We start from the raw sequence: 23,481 nt of genomic DNA on the forward strand, positions 1-23,481 counted from the left end.
AAGGTAGCACAGTGCCCGGATGCAGGTGCCAGCAAGGACCTGCCGGGTGCAACGTGGATTTCAGGAATATTGGGGGCGAGGCAATGGGTGCCGTGCGTTTCTGGCTCGCTAATCTGTACACGCGCCGCAAGCTGACCCTTGCAGGGCAGTACCTGATACTGCAATTGCTCATTATCGCGGTGGTGCTGGCCGGGGTCATCACGGTATCGCTGACCCAGGCCACCAATAACTTCGAAAAAATCGAGGGGCGCCGCAGCCTCTCGGCCGCCGAATCGCTGGCTGCGAACCCCCTGCTGCGCGTGCTCCTGCCCGAGGCGGAGCCGGAAATGGGTTCGGCGTTGCCTGCCATGGGCGAATCGGTGCGCAGCACCTCGGGTCTCCAATTCGTGACCATTGCCGATCCCCGGGGAACGGTCGTCACCTCCAGCTACCCGGATGAAGTCGGAACCTCGATACTGCACCCTGAATCCGCCGTCACCGAAGGCCGCGGATGGACCGGGGAAATCTGGCGCAATGGCAACCACGTCTTGATTGCGCAGGTTCCGGTGCTGGACGACGAAGGGAAGATGGTCGGCATCGTCAGCGCCGGCCAAAGCTATCCCAGCACCGGCGAGATGATCCAGGAGATCGCTCCCAACGCCTTGTTCACCCTGGTCATTTCCCTGCTGCTGGGCACCGCCGGCTCAGTCTTGCTGGCCCGCCGGGTCAAGCACCAGACCCGTGGGCTTGAACCGCGGGAAATTGCAGAGCTTTTCGAGCATCGCGAAGCCCTGCTGCACGGAGTCAAAGAGGGAATCATCTCGGTGTCGCCGGATAGCCGGGTGATGCTGGCCAATGATGTCGCCATCGAGCTGCTCCAGCTGCCCAGCCACTGCGTGGGCAAGACCCTGGACGAATTGGATGTTGTTCCGCAGGTGCGCCATGCACTGACCGCCAGCCAAGAGCTGCCCGACCGGCAATTCCTTGTCGGCGAGCGGGTATTGGTCTTCAACCGGATGCCGGTCAAGACCGCCAGGCGGGATTTGGGATCGGTCACCACCTTCCGCGACAAGACCGAACTGACCCTGCTGGAACAAGAACTTGGGGACAGCAAGGCCACCGCCGACATGCTCAGGGCGCAGACCCACGAATTCGCCAACCAGCTGCACGCAATTTCCGGGTTGATCCAGCTCGGGGAATACGACGAGGTCGTGGGCTTCATCGATGGCGTGAGCTTCAGCCGGAGCAAGATCTTCGAGGACGTCTCCGCGTGCATCGCCGAACCCACGATTGCCGCGTTGCTGATTGCCAAGTCCAGCGTGGCCGCCGAGCGAGGGGTGCACCTGAAGATGGCGCCTAGCTCAACCTTGGGCAGGTGCGAGGACCAGCTGGCGCGAGATCTGACCACCGTGATCGGCAATCTCGTCGATAACGCGATGGACGCGGCCGCTGCGGCTGCCAATCCGGAAATCCAGGTCGGGATCGAGGAAACCAGCGAGCTGGTGCGAATCACCGTGAGGGACAATGGAGAAGGCATCGCGGAAGATGCCATGGACGAGATCTTCACCCAAGGTTTCTCCACCAAGGACAGCGCGGTTTCCGGCGGCAGGGGCTTCGGCCTTGCCATCAGCCGCCTGGTTTGCCGCCGCCGCGGTGGAGAGCTGGCCGCGGCCAATGTCCAAGGTGCCCGGTTTACCGCCACGCTCAGGAAGTAGGAAGCAAGAAGTGATCAAAGTACTGGTGATCGACGATGACTTCATGGTCGCCAAGGTGCACGCTGGATTCGTCAACAGCGAACCGGGGTTCACCGTGGTCGGCGTGGCGCACTCCGCCGGTGACGCGATCAAGGCCGCCGGCGCGCTCTCGCCGGATCTCATCTTGCTCGATATCCATTTGCCGGACATGAACGGCCTGGACCTCTTGCAGCGCCTGCGCGAAGTCCAGCCGGAGCTCGATATCCTGGTGATCAGCGCGGCGCGGGAAATGGATACCGTGCGCCGCGCGCTTCGTGGCGGCATCGTCCACTATCTGATGAAGCCTTTCTCGCGGGATGACCTGCGCGAACGGCTGGAGCACTACGCGAAGGCCTACCAGCCACTGGGCGAAGCAGCGGACCAGGAATTGCAGCAGGCCGATGTGAACATGCTCTTCGGGCTCGGCGGACAAAAGCGCCGGCCTCTTCCCAAAGGCTGCAGCGCCGAAACCATGGAACTGGTTGAGAGCATCGTCAAGGAAGCTGCCGAACCCATCTCGGCCACCGAAACCGCGCAGAAGCTGGGCACGTCCCGGGTGAGCGCTCGCCGGTATCTGGAATACCTGGCAGAGGAAAACCTGGCTCAGGTGAACCTGCGCTACGGGGGAGTCGGCAGGCCCGAACGCCGCTACTCATGGAGGAGCTAGCCCCGGAACCTGGGTTTTGCAGATCAGGAAGCACTGTGGCTGCGTCCAAAAGCACGCAGCCACAGTGCGCGGTTCCGCTCAGCGCTACTTTGACGTGGCCTTTTCAGTCGCGGCCAAGTCTTCCACGCTTTCGGACGGAATGGGAGCCATGTAGCGTTCCAAGCTGTCGTCCAATTCGCTGAGCCACGGCGTATGGTGCGTGGCTGCCATGGTACCGGTCATGACCGAAGGATAAACCTTGTCCCGGTAGGTCATGATGTTTTTCTTCTTGTCGTTCTTCCATGCCATGAAGGTACGGGTGACCTCATCCAGGTCGAACATGGGGTAATCGGTCTGCTCGATGAGATCGCGAATGTAGTCGGCCTGGAACTTCACTTCGTCTTCAGCAGTTTCAATGGCATTGAAACGCCTCAGCCACGCATCGATGCTCATCCGCTGGTCGCCCGCTGCGGGGATCGAGGCCTTCCCGGTAATCAGATCACGGACGTACCATGCTTGGGCATCGAACATGTTGAAGGTAAACCACTGGTCCTGGGCGCCCAGATAGTACAGCTTGTTGTTGTTCTCGGATGCGACACCACGGTACAAGGTATCCGGATAGACATTGTTCGGCGAGTCCAGAGCCAACCCGGAGGGCAAGAACGGGTAATGGTGGAGGTAGCCGGTGCACAGGATTACCGCATCGAACTTGCGTGATACGCCATTGCTGAAATGGGCCGTGGACCCTTCGAAGCGATCGATGAGCGGAAGCTCCTCAATGCCCTGGGGCCAGTCGAAGCCCATCGGAGCGGTGCGGTAGCTGTAGGTGACCGAGCGCGCACCCATCTTGAAGGACTGGACGCCGATGTCCTCGGCAGAGTAGCTGGCGCCGATGAGCAGGATGTCCTTGCCGGCGAAGCGCTCGGCTCCACGGAAATCGTGGGCATGCATGAGCTCGCCGGGGAAAGTGCCTATTCCTGCGAATTCAGGAACGTTAGGGAAACTGAAGTGGCCGGTTCCGACCACGACATGGGTGAAGTCGCTGGACGCAGTCTTGCCGGTTTTCAGATCTTCAGTGGTGACGGTGAAGAGCTCGGTGCTTTCGTTGTAATCTACCCAGCGGACCACGGTGGCAAAGCGCACGTACTTCTTTATATCGGATTTCTCTGCGCGGCCATTGATGTAATCCCAGAGCACGGCTCGTGGCGGATAAGACGAAATCGGCCCGCCGAAATGCTCATCGAAGGTGTACTCGGCGAATTCCAGGGCTTCCTTCGGGCCATTGGACCAGAGATTGCGGTACATGCTCGAGTGCACTGGTTCGCCGTATTTGTCGATCCCGGAGCGCCAGTTGTAGTTCCACTGGCCTCCCCAATCATCCTGCTTTTCGAAGCAGACGATTTCTGGGATATCTTGCCCGGTTTTCTTGGCAGAATCGAAAGCCCGCAGCTGGGCGATGCCGCTGGGTCCTGCTCCAATGATTGCGACGCGTTGAGTCAAGCGTTCCTCTCCGGCCTGTAAGCCTTGAAAATCTCGCGCAGGCCGCAGTACCGGAATCCGGGATATTTGGCCGCGCGTTACAACAAATGTGCTCTAAACCAGTTCTCTAGCCGTGCGGACGGGAGGTGCAGATTTCTATATGAAAACCTTCCATAGGCACAGGCTATAAATCCCCATTCTACCAGCCGTCAATTATATGGATCTTGAATGCAGAGGTCAGTGGGCATTTTCGGAATGAGTCAGCCGGAAGAATAGCGTGCAATCGAATGCCAAAGAGGGTGGTCAGGAGTTGGTACAGAGCAGAAGGGAACGCTGTGGTGCAGCCCCGATGGAACCCGGATCAGCTGCACAGCGGAATGCGGGTGCTGGAACTTTTGCGAGAGTCTGAAAATACAGGGGCGCAACGTTGAAAACCGCGCGTAATCATGTCGTTGAAAGGGGAGCTGTGGCTGGGCTGAAGGGTCCAGTAGCTTCGTCGCGGTGCCGGGACATGTCCGGAGGAATTAGCTCCAGGGATCAAACGAAGGACGCTACAGTATTCTGTCGGTGCTCGCTGGCCGGATAGGAGCCGAGGATCTTGATTTCCCAGGTGAAGAAGTCCAGCTCCTCCAGGGCTCGGCGTACCGGAAGATCGTCGGGGTGTCCTTCGATATCAACCATGAAAGTTGTGGCCGCGAAGCCGGAACCCACCATGTAGCTTTCCAAGCGGGTGAGGTTCACGCCGTTGGTAGCGAAACCACCCAGGGCCTTGTACAGCGCACTAGGAACGTTGCGAGCCTGGAAGACCAATGTGGTGATCACGGATTCTGGCATGGTGGAGCGACTCGGGAGATCCTGCCGGCGTGCAAGTACAACGAAACGAGTTGTATTGGTCTGGTCATCCTGCACCCCTGTAGCCAGCGCTTCCAAGCCATAGAGTTCTGCTGCCAGAGGTGGCGCCAAGGACAGCTTGGTGGGATCATTCCAATCGCGCACCTCGCGCGCGGAACCTGCGGTATCCCCAGCAATGATCGGAGTGAGCTGATGCTCGCGAATGATCTTGCGGCACTGGCCCAGCGCATGGATGTGGCTGTGCACTTCAGTAGCGCCCGAAATGGTGCTGCCTGGCAGCCCCAGCAGATCGAATCGGATTCGCAGGTAGTGCTCGGCCACGATCTGCAGCTGCGATTCGGGCAGCAGGACGTGGATATCGGCAACGCGTCCGGCCAGCGAATTCTCGATGGGGATCATGGCCAACTCAGCTTCGCCGTTTTCCACCAGGGCGAAAGCATCCTCGAAGCTGGCGCAGGGCACGGCTTCCATATCGGGAAAAAGTTCTGTGCAAGCCATATTGGAATTGGAACCGGCTTCGCCCTGATAGGAAATCTTGTTGCGCATTGAATCAACATAACCCAGTGCCCCTTTCCTGATGAAAAACTTGTGTCAAGGTTGCGGGGACGGGGCTTCTGGACGTCGAGGGCGCGACACCTGACGATGCTTGCGCCCCTTGCCGAACGGAGCTTGGAGTGCTGATGAATTACGGCAAGGTATGCGGATCGGCGACGAATTTTCACGCGAACATAGTTCCGTTCCTCTGCTCCTGGGCCAATTGCGGTCGTTATGCTGTAGACCACAGTGCAAAGGAGCATCAACCATGGCGAGCATATTGGTTCGGCAAGATGACGGGGCATGGTTTGAACCCCAAAAAATTGGGTATGCCTTGGAATCAGAATTACAGGAGATCCTTGAGAACCACCCGGAACTGATTCCAGGCGTGAGTTCCGAAGCGAAAGCCTGTCGCGAATTCCAGTCCGAGGTCGGCCCCGCAGATATTGTCGTGGTGGATGCCGGAGGGGAAGTCACCCTCGTCGAATGCAAGTTGGCGTCTAATCCGCAGATCAGGCGTGAAATCGTTGGCCAGATGTTCGACTATGCCTCGCGTCTATGGAAGATGGACGTCGACGAATTTGCGCAGCGCTGGAGAGACCGTTCTTCCACGCCGCTTTGGGATGAAAATACTGAGACGGCGACGACACTGAAAGAGTCCCTTGCGCTGAACCTGACGCAGGGAAATTTTCGAATCGTGCTAGCGGTCGATGCAATCAATGCCCAGTTGAGACTCATGGTTGAATACTTGAATATGATGGCCGGCCCAGGAACATCGATCGTTGCAGTCGAATATGCCCGGAGGCGGCATGGGGAGCTTGAACTCCTGTTGCCTCACGTATTCGGCGAAGAATTGGCCAATGCGAAATCAACACCGGAGAATCGCCAGACCACCCGGTGGGAAGCAAGCAGCATCCGCTCCTGGCTTCTTGAGAGTGACAGGCAAAGCCTGGAAGCGTTCGACGAACTGATTAATTCTGCGCTCAAGTCGGAATTGCCATTCCTAGGGTCGAGGTCAAAATACCCCGCGGGCACGATTCCCATTTTCGATTCAATGGGAACTCGGCTTGGCACCGTATCGATATTCTATTTCAGTGTGCAAGGGCTGTCCCTGGAATTCAATTTCAAGCCTCTTTCCCAGTTGCCACTCGAAGAAGCGCCTGAATCTGAGGCCAGAGAATTCTTCTTGAATGAGCTGATTGGAATCCCAGGACTGGAAGAGGTCGGAAGGAGCCTGCGGCGCAGCAGCTTTGCCAGTCGAAAGCCTAACGTTCCGCTCTCGCAGATTCCCCCGGATTCGGTGCAACGCGTCGTCAATGCGCTAAGGATTTTTACAAGCTTTGGATCGCAGCAATCCTATTGAGCTGGAGCTAATCCTCCGGAGGAAAAGCTTGCTCACCGCCGGTAGTGCTCCGCCAGCTTCTCCAGACCCTCGTCAATGCCTACCGCAGGTTTCCAGTCCAGGACTTCATGGGTTTCGCGCTGGTCGAACCAATGCGCGGTAGACAGCTGCTCGGCCAGGAAACGGGTCATCGGCGGCTCATCATGAACCAAGTTGCGCGAACCGGCTGCCAACCACAACTTCTCGATCACCGAACCGGCCGCACGGGCCAGCCAGCCCGGAACGTTGAGCTTCGGAGCCGGGGCGCCGCCCGCCTTGCAGATGCCGGCGATCAGCTCGCCCACCGGCCGAGGTTCGCCATTGGTGACCACCAGGGCTCGCCCGTGGGCGTGGTCCATGCGTTCCAGACCGCGGACAATCGCCGCAGCGGCATTGTCGATATAGGTGGTGTCGATCAGTGCTGCGCCCTGGTCCAGCAGGGGCAGCCGTCCGGCCTTGGCCCGCTGGATGACGCGTTCCACCAGCTGGGTATCGCCGGGTCCCCACACAACGTGCGGGCGGATGGCGGTGACGCGAAGTGCTGGCGAATCGGCGCCCAGGGCATTGAGCTCGGCCGCTGCCTTGGAGCGTGCATAGAATCCATGCGCCTTGGCCGGATCGGCCTCGCCCGCACCGGCGCCCGCCAGAGAATCGCCGAAGTGCGCCACGGAAGGGGAAGAGACGAACACGAAATCCTTGATTCCTGCGCGCTTGGACGCTTCGAGCAGATTGCTGGTTCCCGCGATATTGGTGGCGGCGAAGTCTTCCCATGCACCGGTGAAGGAGACCTTGGCTGCCAGGTGGATGACCGCGTCCATGGACTCCACGGCCGCGGCGACAGCCTGCGGATCCGTAAGCGAGCCGTGGACTTCATCGATGGCTGATGCCGAGCTGCCGCGCTGGAAGGTGCGCACATGGTGGCCCCTGTCGCGCAATAGCTGGGCTACAGCGCCACCCAGCATGCCACTGGCTCCGGTGACCAGAACGCGACGGGCAGCGTCTTCATTTTTCGATGGGCTCACGGATTGCGGATCCTTCCACCTGCGAGGGACGCGGCAGCCCAGTGGGCGAGCGCGGCCCGGTCAATCTTGGAGTTGTGCCGGATATCGGTGGGCAGGCTTGGGACTACCAGGACCGCTGCCACCTCGGTGCCGGTAGCCGCGACCGCGGCGCGAACCTGGCGGGCCAGATCGCTGGCGGCCGGACCGGATTTGCGAGCCGCGGGCACCGTTTCCATGACGACCACCGCGGCCTGGGTTCCGTCAGGTCCCACGCCGACCAGCGCGGCACGGCCAGCGCCAGCAACCGACTCGACAGCGTGCTCGGCGGCTACCGGGGTAATCGCGCCCTTGGCGGTGCGCAGTACGTGGCCAAGGCGTCCTTCGACCCACAGGCGTCCGGCCTCATCCAGGTGCCCGACATCGCCGGTGCGATGCCAGCCGGGGATGGAGACGCTGAGCTGTTCGGTGATCCACAGCCGGTCGTAGCGGTCCTTGACGTGCGGGGCGCGGACCAGGATTTCGCCGGTGGCATTCGGGGTGTATTCCGGCTTGTCTCCGGCCACGCCCAGGGCATCAATCGGTGCGATGGCAACGGTGGCTCCGGCGACAGCGGTGCCCACGCACACGCCATTGCCCGCTCCGGCAGCGCGGATGCCGGCCAAGTCGATATCGGTGACCGGCAAGGCCTCGGTCATGCCGTACGGGGTGTGGACCCGGGCATTGGGAACCAGATCCTGCACCTTGGCCAGCAGATGCTCGGGAATCGGGGCGCCGGCGGACAGCATCAGCGCGACGCCTTCCAAGGTTTCCCGCTGAGCCTGGTTCAGCGCATCCTGGGTTTCCAGGACATTAGCCAGCGCGGCGGGGGAGGCGAAGACGGTGGTTGCATCCACTGCGAGGGCGGCATCTGCCAACGCGGCGGCAGTCAAGGTCCGCGGTGCGGTGACGTCCATGTCCGGGGTGACCGAGGTGGCACCCAAAGCAGGGCCCAGCAGCGCGAACGGCGCGAAGCCTGCCACCAGCGCAGAGCCGGCCTTGAGGTTGTAGGTTTCACGCAGGGTATCGCGCATGGCGGCCAGTTCGCGATGCGTGTACACCACTCCCTTGGCCGGACCGGTGGAGCCGGAGGTGAACAGGACCGCCGCATCGGCATCCGGATCGGATGGCTCGAAAACCCGGGACCCGGAAGCGGCCTGGCTGCCGGCTTCATAGAGCTCGGGCAGGGTATGGGCTACCCCCAGCAGCTTGCGCTTCGCAGCAGGCAGGTCTCCAGCGGCAATCCTGGTTCCCGGCCAGCCGAACAGCCGCGCACCGGTGAGCGCACGGTCGATGCCAATCAGGTAGCTCGGGCCAGCGCCCTTGATGGCTCGTCCCATGCCCTTGGTGCCAAGGCCGGCATCGGCCACCACAATGACCGCCCCCAGACGCAGGCAGGCGTAGATCAGGGTGGTCAGTTCAATTCCCGGTGGAACCAGCAGGTTCACCCGGTCGCCAGCCTGCACTCCGATCTGGCGCAATCCTGCGGCCAGGGCATTCACGCGCTGGCCCAGTTCGGCCCAGGACAGCGATCGCGCAGGATTGATGTCCACCACCGCGGCCGATTGGTCCTCGGTGCGCGAATCGAGTTCGGCAAGCATCGGACGGTATTCGCCCAGGGATTGGGCACGCGAGGTGTTCTTGGAACTCTTCTCGCCGGCAAGCCACTGGAAGATCGGGGTGGCAATATCGTTGTCTTCGCCCACCAAATGGCTGGAGCCTTCAAAGCGGTGTACCTGGGCGTGGGGCAGTCGCGACATCAAATCGCGCAGGTAGCGGTCGGAGAAGACCGGGTCCTTGGGTCCCCAGAGCATCAGGGCCGGGACCTTCAAGGAGCGCACTGCTTCCGAGATCTCGTCCAAGGCCGGACGGCTTGGGTGGTCCTGGGAGAACGGGATATCGGCGACAAAGTTGGCTACGCCCTCACGCTTTTCAGCGTTGGTGTACGGGGCCATGAAGGCCTTGCGGATATCCGGGGCCAAGGCCGGCTGCGCCAGCGCGTGGGTTACCTGCAAGAAGGCAGGGGAAGTCTTGGTGCCCCAACCGTGCACCGCGGGATGGGACGCGAGTTTCAACGCGGCGGGAAGCTCGAAGCCTGCAGGGTGGATTGCGGTGTTGGTCAACACCACGTTCTCCAGCTGGTCCGGGTGGGAAACGGCCCAGCCCAGGGAGATGATGCCGCCCCAGTCATGGCCCACGGTGGTAATTTTGCCGGCCAGCCCCAGTGCGCCAGTCAGATCGTCGAGATCGTTGACGCGGTCGGCCAGGCGGCGGAACTTGCCGCTGCGCTCGGAGAAGCCCATGTCCAGCTGGTCCACTGCCACCACTCGCCACGGCAGCCCGTGCTCGGACACATGGTTCAGCAGGCTGCGCCAGAGGTAGGACCAGGTGGGGTTGCCGTGCACGCAGAGCAAGGTGCCGGCCGGCTCAATTCCGCGTTGCTTCAGTTCTTCGTTGTTATCCAGGACGTGCCACCGGTGCCTAGTGCCCGGGGAGTCCACCTGCGACGTGGACGGTACTTCCAGATACTTCGAATAAATGGCATCTACACCGGGGAAAAGCTCGGTCACCAGGCAATCTCCATCATCGCGGTGTTCAGGCCGGAACCCACACCCATGCACAGCACCCGGTCGCCCTTCTTCAGCGAGTCGGCTTCTTGGGACAGGGTCATGGGCAGGGAAGCCGGTCCGACGTTGCCCCACTTGGAGAAAGTGATTGGCACGCGGTCCTTGACCAGGCCGACGGCCTTGATAATGGCATTGGTGTAGGACTTGGAAACCTGATGGGTCACGTAGCGGTCCATGGACTTCCAGTTCCATCCGGATTGATGGGCTTCATCCCAGGCATCCACGACCAGTTCGAGGCCGTTATCCAGCAAGCCCTTCGTGTCCGTGTACATGCCCGAGGGTCCGCCGACACACAGCTCGTGGTGCTCGGTGCCGGCACGCGATACGCCGCCGACGATGCGATGCGCTTCCGGGTGCGCATCCGCTGGGCCAATGACCGCAGCGGCGGCGCCGGAGCCCAAGGTCAGCGTGGCGAATTCACGCATGTAGTCATCGCGCGTGGAAGTTTCAGCGTTCAGCCGCTGGAAAGTGGTTTCCTGCGTTGGCTTGGCGTCTTCGCCGGCAACAATCAGGGCGTACTTGATCTGGCCGGAGTCGATCATGTTCGCTGCCAGGCTCATGCCGTTGACGAAGCCGAGGCAGGCGTTGGCCACGTCGAAATTCATGGCGGAGGATGGCAAGCCCAAGCCGTTGTGCACCTTGGAAGCCACCGATGGCTCCAAGTTGCGGCGGGTGACCGAAGTGTTGATCAGCAGGCCGATTTCGCTGGCATCGACACCGGCCTGGGCCAGCGCCTTCTTGCCGGCAAGAATTGCAGCGTCGTCGAATTCAACGCCATCGGACCACCAGCGGCGTTCCTTGACCCCGGAAACTCGTTCCAGAAGCTTCTTGGACAGGCGAAGGCGTTTCAGGCTAGGAGCAAGTCGCTCGTCGAATTCTGCAGAGCTCACCACCTCGGGTGCGAGGACGCTGTTCACTGATAAAAGCGCAACGTTGTGGTGCTTAAAGGTGGCATTGCCGTTCAAAATGGTGCCTTCGTTTCTGCTGGACTATCTATGTGCTGCGTGCTGCATTGAAACGTCGTGGCCGATGGGTGTGCGCCATCGGTTGCGTATGTGTTCTCCCTAGGTTATTCCCTGCATGACGCCAAGACCTATTTGAGCGCGTGTTTTCAGCCGAAAGCTGGAATCAGTGCCTATGCAGACTATATCGATCCTACAGACTAGTCCTATGAGAATCATGGCAAGTGGGGGCGATCGTTCTGTGGGCCTGCTTCCATCTGCGCAGCCACAGGAAGCGCGCAGAAGCGCTCATCTGCGCGAAGTCTGAAACTCCGGACAATTAAAGCGATCCCCGTCACATTGCTGGGCCAGAGTCGCGTTGTATGGATAGCGCATCAAATCACGCTGATGCCCTCGCCCTCATCGACAAGGCGGTATCCAATGACAACTTCAAGCGTTGAAGCACAAAGCACTCTTCCGGTCGTTCTGCGATTCGTGATCTATAGCCTTATCGGTATCTTGTTCTTCTTCCTCCCCATCACCATCAACGGCAAGAGCACCATCCCGCTGGATCACTTGGTGACGTGGATTCAAACTGCCGCGGCACCGGTCGTTCCGTACATTATCTTGCTGATGCTCATCTGCGGGACAGTTATTCCCTTCGTCACCGGAGGATGGAAGGCATCCAAGGTACGTGGCATATTCGCATTCCTGAACATCTTCGGGCTGGCTGTCGGCTGTTCGCTGCTCTTCAACTTTGCCCCGGCGTGGCTCAGCGATCCGGACATGGGTCCTTTTCTGCTGGACAAATTGGTCATTCCCGTTGGCTTGATCGTTCCAGTAGGTGCCATCTTCTTGGCCTTGCTAGTTGGCTACGGGCTGATGGAGTTCCTTGGTGTCTTCTGCCAACCGGTCATGCGTCCAATTTGGCGCACCCCGGGACGTTCGGCCGTGGATGCCGTGGCTTCGTTCGTGGGAAGCTACTCGCTGGGTCTGCTGATCACCGACCGCATGTACCGTGGCGGCCGCTACACGGGTCGCGAAGCTGCCATCATCGCTACCGGTTTTTCCACGGTGTCAGCCAGCTTCATGGTTATTGTTGCCAAGGCGCTGGACCTGATGGACCACTGGAGCCTGTACTTCTGGCTGTCGCTGGTCGTCACCTTTGCGGTGACCGCCATTTCGGTGCGCATTCCGCCTTTGAGCCGGATTCCAGACACGACGTACCTGGGCATGGAACATGACAAGGAAAAACTGGTCACGGGCAATCGTGCACGCGTTGCCTGGAGCGAAGCCATGGGAGCCTCGCGGCGAGCGCCATCGCTGCTCAAGAATGTCGGCGCCAACGTATGGGATGGGCTGAAAATGGCCATGGCAATTTTGCCGTCCATTCTCTCTGTCGGATTGCTCGGACTGGTGGTTGCCCGCTTCACTCCAGTTTTCGACTGGCTAGGCTACCTGTTTGTCCCATTTGCCTGGATCGTCGGGCTGGATGACCCGTTGCTGGCTGGCAAGGCTTCGGCTACCGGCATTGCTGAAATGTTCCTTCCAGCAACCCTCATTGCGGGACACGAATCCATCGAGCTGCGCATGGTGATCGCCATCGTTTGCGTCTCTGCAATCATCTTCTTTTCAGCATTGGTGCCATGCGTCCTGGCGACGCAGATTCCGCTGAACATCCCGCAGATGGTAGCTATCTGGTTCGTGCGCGTTGTCCTGACCATCCTCATCGCGACACCAATCGTGCGCATGCTGCTATAGGTCGGCTGCGCTGGCGCACGGCAGCTTGCGAAACCAATGGGTTGAACCGAGTGATGCTTTCCGATTCGACGCGACCACGCCATGTCGCGGCACTGTTGCAGCTTTGCGATTCCTGAATGCCGTTGCAAGGCGGAGACGATCCGTCGTTGAATGGTCGAACCGATACGACGGAAAGCAGGTTCCAATGAATCACTTACACGAATCAGGTGCTCCGATGCAGGGTGATCCGAGTATTCCCGACCAGCCAGAACCGCCAGCGCAACCGCCGACACCAGATGCTCCGCCAAGCCCGGCGCAGCCGGACGTACCACCAAGCCCTTCGCATCCGGATGGGCCGATCCCGCCCCCGGGCCCGCAGGATCCCACGGAGCCGGCGCCGGGGCACCCAACTGACCCCACGACTCCGCCACCGCCTGCATTCGCCTAGGCGCAACGACCGAGGCTGGCGACAACCAATGCCCTGCAGGAACCTGGTTCCTGCAGGGCATTGGCCATAACTGCAAGAAGTTGGGTCAAACGCCTATCGAGATCAAGGAGATCTGCCTCCGCTCGGCGATGCCCGTGAGCGCTTGCAGCAAGCCGGGACAGCGACGAAGCCAACCGGGTGAGCTATTTACCGAAGTCGGGATCGCAGGTAGAAGCGGAACGGTTATCGTGACCGCATCAATGTCCTCGTTCGCTATTCCGGTCGACGACGCAAGGACGCAAATCAACCGTGGGAACGCTACCGGGGCCGCTCAGGTAGCTCTACTGTCGCCGCGCATCGTTACAGTGGATCCAAGCAGTATTACTCTGCATTGGCGACCACCCTGTGAAAGGCGCAAATGGCACATTCAGTACAGGTGAAAGATCGAATTCGTGGAGTCCTGACCGGGATGGCTGCCGGAGATGCCCTGGGCGCGGGCTACGAATTCAACGCACCGTTGCCCGAATCCGCCAAAATCTCGATGATTGGTGGCGGGTTGGGCGATTTTGCGCCCGGGGAGTGGACCGACGACACCTCAATGGCCATAGTCGTTGCCCAGGGCCTGCTGGATTCCAACGGCAAGCTTGATGGTGCCGCGAGCAACTACATGGTTCGGGAATGGGCCAAATGGGCCACGAACGCACCGGACGTCGGCAACCAGACGCGGGCAGTCCTTGCCCACGCCCAGCATGTTGCGTCTGCTGACGGAAGAGCCGAGCCGACCGCTGATGATGCGCTAGCTGGTTCTGAACAGATTCACCGGAGAACTGGCCGCTCCGGCGGGAACGGCAGTCTCATGCGCACAGCGCCCGTGGCGCTGGCTTATCTGTCTGAACCGCCTGCTGCCGCATTCGAAGCTGCGGCAGCTATCAGCAAGCTGACCCATTTTGATGATGAAGCCGCTGAGGCCTGCGGGCTTTGGACAGTAGCCATTCACCACGCTGTGCGCACCGGCGCACTAGATATTCGCAGTGGTCTTGCGATGCTTGAACCAGAACGCGCACAAGCATGGGAGCAGCGCATCCACCAGGCCGAAAACCATCGACCTCGGGACTTCACAAATAACGGTTGGGTCGTTGAAGCGTTCCAAGGTGCTTGGAGCGCGATCGCCACCGCCGAACCGGAAGACGGGAACGCTCGCTTGGTTCCGGTGCTGGAAGCGGCTGTTCGCGGAGGCGTGGATACCGACACTGTGGCAGCCATCGCCGGATCGCTCATTGGCGCAGCTTCAGGGTTCTCGAGTGTTCCGGCGCAGTGGGTGGATATGGTCCACGGTTGGCCCGGAATGAGGATGCAACAGCTTGTCGATATTTCGAGTGAGCTCGCGGGCTAAGTTCTCCTGCGGGATCTTGCTTCTAGTCCCGGGCTGGTCGTCGAGCTTCCAGCTTCTGTGGCAGCACGATGCTGACTTCGTGGCGCACCCCACGCGCACCGAGGCCAGTCAGATCAATCGCTAGAAACCAGGGTCCGGAATGGGGCACCTTGATTCGGTATGGAGCACGGCGTGCCAGTCCACCGTATGCTTCGAATTCTTCTCCGTCCTGGAATGCCGCGAAATTTTCCGGATCCATCAACCGCAGATGAGCCGGTCCACTGAGAGTCACTACCAAGATGCTTCCCCGCTCAATGAAATCCCAATAATGTTCAGCAAAATTAGGCTCCGCCAATGCCAGCCTCCTCGATCCCAGGTGATCCGCCGAGCAGCGGACCCAGACCCATTAACTCAAATTCAGGCCAGTGTCGCCAACGCACCCAAGGCAAGAGCACTGTACCGGTTCGGGCATTTGCAACGGCAAAGCTGCAGGAGTCTGGAGAACGAGGCCTTCTGGTCTTTGGGGTGCGTCGCGTTGCCACCTCAACCGATGCCAGATCCGCGATCGCAAGAGGGCTAGTGGCAATTACCATTCGAGCTGCCGGCAGGTGGCATGAGCCGATCGCTGCATTGGACGAGCCGGAAGCCATCGGCTATTGGGTCCCGGATACCGGGGCAAGGAAGCAATATGACGACTCGAACGATTCGATCTCAACCGGATTGACGTGCTAGGCGGCAATTAATCCGCTGCTCGCGATAGCGTACCTAAGTGGGATGAAGTAACGCACAACTTGGGTCATGGCGGCCCAGAGCAATGAGGCAAAGTTCATGGATTTACTGACGGGCATTGGCCTGGAACAACTGCGAATGTGGATTTGGATTCTGGTGATTGGTTTTGCCGTGGCGGCGGGGCTATGGCGGCGGCACCAGCTAGTGGCGGTCGCCCTGGCCTCGGTGCTCTTATTCGCCGCTGCCAGCGCCGGTGCCGGGATCTATATCCTGAAGCGGCCAGGTGATCCGCGATGGACCATGGGCGAGCCTCCGGTGAATGCCCCTGATCTTTCCGGAATACCAGTTGTGGGCAAGCAACTGGCTCCCGTGGAATCTGCATTGGAATCGATTGCCGGGGGAGTGAATTCCTTCTGGGAATTCAATCAGGCCCTGCCGGTGGCCCTCGACTTCTTTGAACGCAGCGGCTGGGCCCTGCTCGCGGCCATTCCGCTGATCATCGCCATGATGATCAAGACTTTCAGGGCTGCCAGCCGCCGCAGGCAGGAACTCAAGAACCTCAGTGGTGCCGTGGCGCAACTCCAATCCGAGCTTGCCGCGATCAAGGGGAATTTGTCTGAGCAGGGCACTGCGGCCGAGGCTCCAGAACAGGGCAGCCAACGGGAGAACGCAGGCACTCGTAGATCGCGCGGGGGCGAATGAACGTTAATTAGCCAGACGCGAAACGGCGCCGGATCTGTCCTGCACTGCTGGACAAGACCGGCACCGTTCTCTGCGACCCGAGTGAGCTGGGGTAACTAGGCCAACGTCGCGGTATCGATTACGAAGCGGTAGCGGACATCGGATGCCAGCACGCGCTCGTAAGCCTCATTGATCTGCGTGGCACCGATGACCTCGATCTCTGCGCCAATGCCATGCTGGGCACAGAAATCCAGCATCTCCTGGGTTTCCTCGATGCCGCCGATCTGCGAACCTGCGAAGGAACGGCGTCCCCCGATCAGTGCGAAGGCATTGACAGGCAACGGTTCTGCCGGAGCACCAACGTTGACCATGGTGCCGTTCACGCGCAGCAGTCCGAGGTAGGCACTGACGTCGATGGAAGCGCTGACGGTGTTGATGATCAGGTCGAACTTCTTCTGCAGATCCTTGAAGGTGTTCTCATCGCTGGTGGCCCGGTAGTCGGTTGCGCCCAGCTTCAGTCCATCATCCTTCTTCTTCAGCGACTGCGACAGAACGGTGACCTCAGCGCCCATGGCACTGGCGATCTTGACCGCCATGTGGCCCAGGCCGCCGAGTCCCACGACGGCAATCTTCTTGCCCGGCCCTGCACCCCAGTGCCTCAGCGGGGAGAAGGTGGTGATGCCGGCGCAAAGCAGGGGCGCGGCAACATCCAGATCGATGCCTTCAGGAATGTTCAGGGCGAAGTTCTCGGTAACCACGACATGCGTGGCGTAGCCACCTTGGGTCATGCTGCCATCACGGTCACGAGCCCCGTAGGTACCAACACTCTGCTCGCAGAATTGCTGGTCTCCGGCAAGGCAGTTCTCGCATTCCATGCAGGAATTGACCATGCAGCCCACGCCAACGCGGTCGCCCACCTTGTGCTTGGTTACCTCTGGCCCGACTTCGGCAACGATGCCGGCAATTTCGTGGCCCGGGACCAGCGGATAGTTCTGGTTTCCCCATTCTCCGCGCACCGTGTGGATGTCGGAGTGGCAGATGCCGGAGAACTTGATATCAATCAAGACATCGTGCGGACCTACTGCACGACGTTCAATCTGCGTCGGAATGAGTCCATCAGTCGCAGAGTGCGCTGCGTATGCATTGACCATAGTTGCCATCAGGTTTTTCCTTTGTCTTGCGGGTTGCGACTGGAAATGTTCTGGACTGCGGCGATTGCCGCGGTCCGTCAGGGCAAAGCCCATGGAGAACAACAATCGACAGGCTATGAATAATCCCGGCTGGAGAAAATTTCCTTCCGCAGGTTTCCCTGCCTAAATGAGGGTCAACGCGCACCGTGCTGATTGCGCCCGGGGATCGCCAGGGCAGCAGCGCCGCATGATCTTCGCTGGTTGCCCAGGTTGCAAGGCCGCTCTCAAACGATGAATGGCAGCGACGCAAGTGGCTGGCACGCGCCTATCGCCCAAGAACTGCGTCTTTTGCCAATTCCCGGTAGGCTAGTACCTGGGTCTGCATGTTCTATGCGGGCCCCAAAAGAAAATAACTCCCAGGGCTGACTGACCGTTGGTCCCGACCGCCAGTTTCGCGGTCCTCGGTAGTGACTTTCGCTAGGGCAAATATGCGCCTCAGCGCGGGTCTCGATCGAAGACCAGATCTGGGTAGGGCCACACGGTTCGCTCATCCACCACGTGGGAGCGATCGAAAGGAGCACCCCCTTAATGGAGGGTCCAGAAATCCAATTCGCCGAAGCACAGATCGACAACGGTCGCTACGGCACCCGCACCATTCGCTTCGAAACCGGCCGCATTGCCAAGCAGGCTGCAGGTTCGGCAATGGTCTACATCGATGACGAGACCGCACTGCTCTCGGCAACTACCGCTGGCAAGCACCCACGCGAAGGCTTCGACTTCTTCCCACTGACCGTGGACGTTGAAGAGCGCATGTACGCAGCCGGCCGCATCCCAGGCAGCTTCTTCCGCCGCGAAGGCCGCCCATCGACCGAAGCCATCCTGGCTTGCCGCCTGATGGACCGCCCACTGCGCCCAGCCTTCGTCAAGGGCCTGCGCAACGAGGTCCAGGTTGTCGTCACCGTGCTGTCCATCGAGCCAGATGAGCTGTACGACGTCGTAGCGATCAACGCTTCGTCGATGTCCACCCAGCTTTCGGGTCTGCCATTCTCCGGCCCAATCGGCGGCGTTCGCGTTGCACTGGTTGATGACGGAAACGGCGCACAGTGGGTTGCCTTCCCACGCCACTCCGAGCTGAAGAACGCTGTCTTCAACATGGTTGTTGCCGGCCGTATCGCTGGCGACGACGTTGCCATCATGATGGTGGAAGCTGAAGCTACCGACAACGCTTGGGAACTGATCAAGGAACGCGGCGTCCAGGCTCCAACCGAAGAGGTTGTCGCTGAGGGCCTTGAGGCTGCGAAGCCATTCATCAAGGTCCTGTGCGAGGCCCAGGCCGACCTGGCTGCTCGCGCTGCCAAGGAAACCGTTGAATTCCCAGTCTTCCGCGATTACGAAGAAGATGCCTTCGCCGCTGTCGAGGCTGCTGCTTCGACCCGCCTGACGGAGATCTACACCATCGCTGACAAGCAGGAGCGCGACAACGCTGCCAGCGCATACAAGGAAGAGATCGTTGCATCGCTGGCTGGCGAAGGCAACGCTTTCGCAGGCCGCGAGGGTGAAATCTCCAAGGCATTCGGCGCTGTTACCAAGCACATCGTGCGCCAGCGCATCCTGACCGACCAGATCCGCATCGACGGCCGCGGCCTTGCTGACATCCGCCAGCTCTCGGCCGAGGTCGAGGTTCTGCCTCGCGTTCACGGTTCGGCAATCTTCGAGCGTGGCGAAACCCAGATCATGGGCGTCACCACCTTGAACATGCTGAAGATGGAACAGCAGATCGACTCGCTGTCGCCGGTGAAGACCAAGCGCTACATGCACAACTACAACTTCCCTCCATACTCGACCGGTGAAACCGGCCGTGTTGGTTCGCCTAAGCGCCGCGAAATCGGCCATGGCGCACTTGCTGAGCGCGCACTGGTTCCAGTGCTGCCTAGCCGCGAGGAATTCCCATACGCAATCCGCCAGGTCTCCGAGGCATTGGGCTCCAACGGCTCCACCTCCATGGGCTCGGTTTGCGCATCGACCCTGTCGCTGCTGAACGCTGGCGTGCCACTGAAGGCTGCCGTTGCAGGCATCGCCATGGGCCTGGTTTCGGACACCGTAGACGGCGAAACCCGTTACGCTGCCCTGACCGATATCCTCGGTGCCGAAGATGCCATGGGCGACATGGACTTCAAGGTTGCAGGTACCTCCGAGTTCGTTACCGCGATCCAGCTGGACACCAAGCTGGATGGTATTCCGGCATCGGTTCTGGCCGCCGCGCTGACCCAGGCTCGCGAAGCACGCCTGCACATCCTGAACGTTCTGAACCAGGCTATCGACGCCCCGGATGAACTGAACGTCAACGCTCCACGAATCATCTCCGTGAAGATTCCAGTGGACAAGATCGGCGAGGTCATCGGCCCTAAGGGCAAGATGATCAACCAGATCCAGGAAGACACCGGCGCTGACATCTCGATCGAAGATGACGGCACCGTGCTGATCGGCGCAACCAACGGCGAGTCCGCTGAAGCTGCCCGCTCGGCCATCAACGCTATTGCCAACCCTCAGGTTCCTGAGGTCGGCGAGCGTTACCTGGGTACCGTCGTGAAGCTGACCACCTTCGGTGCGTTCGTTTCGCTGACCCCGGGCAAGGACGGCCTGCTGCACATCTCCGAGCTGCGCAAGATCAACGATGGCAAGCGTGTCGAGGACGTCGAAGACGTCGTCGGCGTTGGCCAGAAGCTGCAGGTGGAGATCACCAAGATTGATGACCGTGGCAAGCTGTCGCTGGCTCCAGTCGTCGAGGAAGAAGCTGAAGAAGCAGTTGCTGCTGAGTAGTCTTTAGATTCTTGCTGAAAACCCCGATTCGCTTGGCGAATCGGGGTTTTTGCTTATTCTTGCCCGGGAGCAGGTTCCTGCCAAAGTCTTTGGCGGTCCTGGATGGAGGCATGACCTGATGACGCAGCCAATTGAACTCTCATAGATCTTCTCCAAGTTCCAAAGCGGGTGCCGCTTGGCGGAGAGAACCTATCGCGGGGGCTCACGCTTCCAATTCAAGAAGCATCTGCAGTGCCTCGCGAGAAATTGTGCGCAAGGCATTTCCACTGCGCCACGCTGCCCTGGCTAGCTAAGGTGCTTGTCGTAGAACTCGCGCAGCTGGACGCTCTTCTGCTTGGCGATGTCATCCCATTCGTCGATCGACGCCGAATCATCCGCGTAATCGGAAGGGATCTTGAAGATCTGCAGCGGCACGTTGAAGCGCTGGCAAATGCTTGCGTAGGCGTAGCCCTCCATATCGACCAACGAGGCGCCCAAGGAGTTGATGTGGATACGCTGCTCGTCATTCGAGACGAACACATCGCCGGTAGCCATGGTGACCTGGAAATCAGGAAGCAGGATTGGACCGGTAGGTTCCACATCTGCCGAGGGCAGCGGGAAATCATGCTGGATCAGTTTGGTGATCTGGTAAATGGTGTCCAAGCTCGGACGGTCTTCGCCGGCATGGCCAACAACGCCAGCGGTGCCAAGCACGACGACGTTTTTGATGCTGCCTTCAGCAAGCGCGCCAGCCAAGGCTACCGACGCATTGACCTTGCCAACACCGGAAATCAGGTGCTCGACATCTGCAAAGGCTACGGCTTCGTCTGCATGCGCAAAGACGAGCAAGGACTTCTGGTCCGACATGAACTTCCCCTCTAAAGAAATCAGTTCGGGGATTGGTGCCCCGAACGTCCTAAGAAGTCTATCGGTTACCTCCCGCGTTATGCTCTCGATTCGCCAGACGGTGAGCAGATAGACTTTGCATATGAGTGATATTGAACTTGCTGAAGTTGAAAGCTTTGCACTGGACCACACCAAGGTCAAGGCGCCGTATGTGCGCAAGATCGGGGTTGAGCACGGTCCCAAGGGAGACGCCATCTCCAACTACGACATCCGATTAGTACAGCCAAACCACGGTGAGATTCCCACGGCAGGTTTGCACACCATCGAGCACACCATGGCTGGCCTGCTGCGTACCCGCATCGATGGCCTGATCGATTTCTCGCCATTTGGCTGCCGCACCGGCTTCCACATGATCTTGTGGGGCGAGCCAACCCCAGAGGTCGTCGCCGCAGCCATCAAGAGTTCGCTGGAAGATATCGCGCAGAAGGTTACCTGGGAAGACGTACCCGGAACCGAAGCCGTCAGCTGTGGCAACTACCGCGACCATTCCCTGCACTCGGCTCGCGAGTGGGCCAAGGTCGTCCTGGAGCAGGGCATCAGCCTTGATGCATTCGATCGTTCCAAGCTTGCCTAGGCTATAGCTTGAGATCTGAAAATCCCGCGTGTTCCATTTGGAACGTGCGGGATTTTCTTTCTTAGCCGTCCCTTCGCCAAGTGGAAACGCTGGCCGTCAAAACGCAGATTCGCAGCGTCTCGTCGGCAGCAAGGACGCTATGCGCAAAATTCGCTTCTTGGCCGCGGCACTAGACGCCAGGACACTAGCTATCAGCGGATGCGTGAATTTTGATGCAGAGAGCACTGTTTATCTTGCCGGCTCATCTAGCGACCCGGAGCTGCAGACCCCAGCGCGCGCTGACGCAGAGCAGCGCGGATATCTTGACGCAACGTAGTCCGCTGACCTAGCTGGAGCGTATTTGCGCAGGCCCGATCCGATCGCCTATTTTCCTAGAATGTGATGGCTCCGTCACCACTGGGCTATTGCTTTCAAACCGCGGTTCTATGGGAGAATGAAAGACAGTGTACTTAGCTTGAAATGGCTATTCTCGACGACTTAAGGACGTATATTCGTGGCCATGATTCCATTGCCGTTGCATTCGGTGGAGACCGCGCAGTTTTCTCCGATTGACCCGGCGGACCCGACGTTGGTCCACCGAGGCGAAGGCGGCTCTGAAGTCCGGCGCAGCATCCTGCCCGGTGGCGTACGAGTCCTGACAGAAGCGATGCCCGGACAGCGGTCCACCACAGTGGGCTTCTGGGTACCGGTCGGTTCCCGCGACGAGGAATCAGGGCACTTCGGCTCCACGCACTTCCTGGAGCACCTGCTGTTCAAGGGCACTGCCAAGCGCACTGCCTTGGAAATCGCCCAGTCCTTCGATGCCGTGGGCGGCGAATCAAACGCAGCCACCGCCAAGGAATCGACCTGCTATTACGCCCGCGTCCTGGACACGGAGCTGCCAATGGCCCTTGAGGTCATCGCCGACATGGTCACCTCGGCAGTTATCGACCCGCAGGAACTGGAGCAGGAACGCGGGGTGATCATCGAGGAGCTGGCCATGGATGCAGATGACGCGATGGATGTCGCCCACGAGCGGTTCGTTGCCAATGTCTTGGGCGATCACCCATTGGGGCGTCCCATTGGAGGAACTCCTGAAGAGATCATGGAGATCTCCCGCGAGGCAGTCATGGAGCACTATCGTGCGCACTACCGCCCAAGCGAGTTGATTGTTACTGCCGCCGGATCCCTGGAGCACGACAAGCTGTGCGAGCTGCTTCTCAAGGCGCTGACCGAAGCAGGCTGGGAACTGGACCCGATGGCTGTGCCAGAACCACGCCGCATGGGTGAACCAGCGCAGATCACTTCGAAGGCCGGGCTGGAAGTAATCAACCGTCCGGGCGAGCAAGCCAACATCATCATGGGATGCTCCGGCATCACCGGCCATGATGACCGCCGTCAGGTTCTCGCAGTGCTGAACGCTGTTCTCGGCGGCGGCATGAGCTCAAGGTTGTTCCAGGAAATTCGCGAGAAGCGTGGACTGGTGTACTCGACCTACTCCTTCTCCGCCGCCTACACCGATGCCGGCTACTTTGGCATGTACGCGGGCTGCGCCCCGGCTAAAGCCGCTCAGGTTATCGGGCTGCTGGGGGCCGAGCTTGATCGGTTGGCCAAGGACGGCATCACCGAAACTGAATTGGCGCAGGCCAAGGGCCAGCTATCTGGTGGAACGGTGCTGGCTCTGGAGGATCCAGGAAGCCGCATGTCCCGTTTGGGCCGGGCAGAAATGATTACCGGAGAATTCCAGGACATCGACGAAGCACTGTCTCGCGTCAATGCCGTCACGGCCCAGGAAGTTCAGGATCTGGCCCAGGAACTGGCCTCCAAGGATCGAGTGATCACCGTGGTGGGACCGTTTGAAAGTGAAGCCGACTTGGGCCTCTAGAGTTGGGTGCCGTGCCCCTGGAATCGAATCTGAGGATTTCGATTCCAGGG

General features: G+C 59.9%; 17 protein-coding genes. 9 read left to right on the forward strand and 8 right to left on the reverse strand.

Translation table 11 applies throughout. The features are described 5' to 3' along the window. Positions 1-83 precede the first annotated feature (83 nt). Positions 84-1,694 carry an ATP-binding protein gene (locus ACIP6G_RS12655; protein ID WP_400290580.1) on the forward strand — a complete coding sequence of 537 codons (1,611 nt, stop codon included), beginning with the start codon at positions 84-86 and terminating at the stop codon, positions 1,692-1,694. 10 nt (positions 1,695-1,704) lie between these two features. Then, positions 1,705-2,379, forward strand: coding sequence for a response regulator (locus tag ACIP6G_RS12660; RefSeq protein WP_400290415.1), 675 nt, complete (start codon positions 1,705-1,707; stop codon positions 2,377-2,379). 84 nt (positions 2,380-2,463) lie between these two features. On the opposite strand, the gene ACIP6G_RS12665 is transcribed toward ACIP6G_RS12660, so the two are convergent. Both ACIP6G_RS12665 and ACIP6G_RS12670 read right to left on the reverse strand, forming a co-directional pair. Then, entirely contained in the window at positions 2,464-3,858 is a 1,395-nt protein-coding gene (locus tag ACIP6G_RS12665) for an NAD(P)-binding domain-containing protein (RefSeq protein WP_400290418.1), read from the reverse strand. Between the two features lie 516 nt (positions 3,859-4,374). After that, on the reverse strand, positions 4,375-5,235 hold the full coding sequence (locus ACIP6G_RS12670; protein ID WP_400290421.1) for a prephenate dehydratase: 861 nt from the start codon (positions 5,233-5,235) through the stop codon (positions 4,375-4,377). Between the two features lie 256 nt (positions 5,236-5,491). Between ACIP6G_RS12670 and ACIP6G_RS12675 the strand changes: the two genes are divergently transcribed. After that, positions 5,492-6,586 (forward strand): hypothetical protein, encoded by a 1,095-nt coding sequence (locus tag ACIP6G_RS12675; protein ID WP_400290423.1) that lies wholly within the window; start codon positions 5,492-5,494, stop codon positions 6,584-6,586. Positions 6,587-6,618: 32 nt separating this feature from the next. Here ACIP6G_RS12675 and ACIP6G_RS12680 read toward each other — a convergent pair whose 3' ends face one another. From ACIP6G_RS12680 to ACIP6G_RS12690, 3 genes are read right to left on the reverse strand one after another with little or no spacing between them, the layout of a single operon-like run. After that, positions 6,619-7,626, reverse strand: coding sequence for an NAD-dependent epimerase/dehydratase family protein (locus ACIP6G_RS12680; protein ID WP_400290425.1), 1,008 nt, complete (start codon positions 7,624-7,626; stop codon positions 6,619-6,621). Beyond that, positions 7,623-10,214 carry an alpha/beta fold hydrolase gene (locus ACIP6G_RS12685; protein WP_400290582.1) on the reverse strand — a complete coding sequence of 864 codons (2,592 nt, stop codon included), beginning with the start codon at positions 10,212-10,214 and terminating at the stop codon, positions 7,623-7,625. The genes ACIP6G_RS12680 and ACIP6G_RS12685 overlap by 4 nt, the downstream gene beginning before the upstream one ends. Then, positions 10,208-11,233, reverse strand: coding sequence for a 3-oxoacyl-ACP synthase III (locus ACIP6G_RS12690; protein WP_013348415.1), 1,026 nt, complete (start codon positions 11,231-11,233; stop codon positions 10,208-10,210). The genes ACIP6G_RS12685 and ACIP6G_RS12690 overlap by 7 nt, the downstream gene beginning before the upstream one ends. Positions 11,234-11,650: 417 nt before the next feature. On the opposite strand from ACIP6G_RS12690, the gene ACIP6G_RS12695 reads away from it, so the two are divergent. Together ACIP6G_RS12695 and ACIP6G_RS12700 are read left to right on the forward strand one after the other, a co-directional pair. Then, complete coding sequence (locus tag ACIP6G_RS12695; RefSeq protein ID WP_400290428.1) at positions 11,651-12,970, forward strand: YjiH family protein; 1,320 nt, start codon at positions 11,651-11,653, stop codon at positions 12,968-12,970. 824 nt (positions 12,971-13,794) lie between these two features. Next, on the forward strand, positions 13,795-14,769 hold the full coding sequence (locus ACIP6G_RS12700) for an ADP-ribosylglycohydrolase family protein (RefSeq protein WP_388023932.1): 975 nt from the start codon (positions 13,795-13,797) through the stop codon (positions 14,767-14,769). Positions 14,770-14,791: 22 nt separating this feature from the next. On the opposite strand, the gene ACIP6G_RS12705 is transcribed toward ACIP6G_RS12700, so the two are convergent. After that, on the reverse strand, positions 14,792-15,103 hold the full coding sequence (locus tag ACIP6G_RS12705) for a DUF1883 domain-containing protein (protein ID WP_166650648.1): 312 nt from the start codon (positions 15,101-15,103) through the stop codon (positions 14,792-14,794). Positions 15,104-15,576: 473 nt separating this feature from the next. On the opposite strand from ACIP6G_RS12705, the gene ACIP6G_RS12710 reads away from it, so the two are divergent. Then, positions 15,577-16,179, forward strand: a complete 603-nt coding sequence (locus ACIP6G_RS12710; RefSeq protein WP_400290432.1) for a hypothetical protein — start codon at positions 15,577-15,579, stop codon at positions 16,177-16,179. 95 nt (positions 16,180-16,274) lie between these two features. Here the strand turns inward: ACIP6G_RS12710 and ACIP6G_RS12715 are convergent, their stop codons facing one another. After that, a complete protein-coding gene (locus tag ACIP6G_RS12715) occupies positions 16,275-17,318 on the reverse strand; it encodes an NAD(P)-dependent alcohol dehydrogenase (RefSeq protein WP_133832979.1) in 1,044 nt (347 codons plus the stop codon). Positions 17,319-17,876: 558 nt separating this feature from the next. Between ACIP6G_RS12715 and ACIP6G_RS12720 the strand changes: the two genes are divergently transcribed. Further along, the gene (locus ACIP6G_RS12720; protein WP_332731277.1) at positions 17,877-20,108 is read left to right on the forward strand and encodes a polyribonucleotide nucleotidyltransferase; all 2,232 of its coding nucleotides are present in this window, start codon (positions 17,877-17,879) and stop codon (positions 20,106-20,108) included. 285 nt (positions 20,109-20,393) lie between these two features. Here ACIP6G_RS12720 and ACIP6G_RS12725 read toward each other — a convergent pair whose 3' ends face one another. Beyond that, complete coding sequence (locus ACIP6G_RS12725) at positions 20,394-20,954, reverse strand: purine-nucleoside phosphorylase (protein WP_400290434.1); 561 nt, start codon at positions 20,952-20,954, stop codon at positions 20,394-20,396. A 121-nt stretch (positions 20,955-21,075) separates the two neighbouring features. Between ACIP6G_RS12725 and ACIP6G_RS12730 the strand changes: the two genes are divergently transcribed. Both ACIP6G_RS12730 and ACIP6G_RS12735 read left to right on the forward strand, forming a co-directional pair. Further along, positions 21,076-21,567 carry an S-ribosylhomocysteine lyase gene (locus ACIP6G_RS12730; RefSeq protein WP_105658194.1) on the forward strand — a complete coding sequence of 164 codons (492 nt, stop codon included), beginning with the start codon at positions 21,076-21,078 and terminating at the stop codon, positions 21,565-21,567. A 493-nt stretch (positions 21,568-22,060) separates the two neighbouring features. After that, positions 22,061-23,431 (forward strand): pitrilysin family protein, encoded by a 1,371-nt coding sequence (locus ACIP6G_RS12735; protein WP_286134282.1) that lies wholly within the window; start codon positions 22,061-22,063, stop codon positions 23,429-23,431. Positions 23,432-23,481 lie beyond the last annotated feature (50 nt).

The sequence above is a fragment of the Glutamicibacter sp. NPDC088483 genome (assembly GCF_044753145.1).
Taxonomy (GTDB): Bacteria; Actinomycetota; Actinomycetes; order Actinomycetales; family Micrococcaceae; genus Glutamicibacter.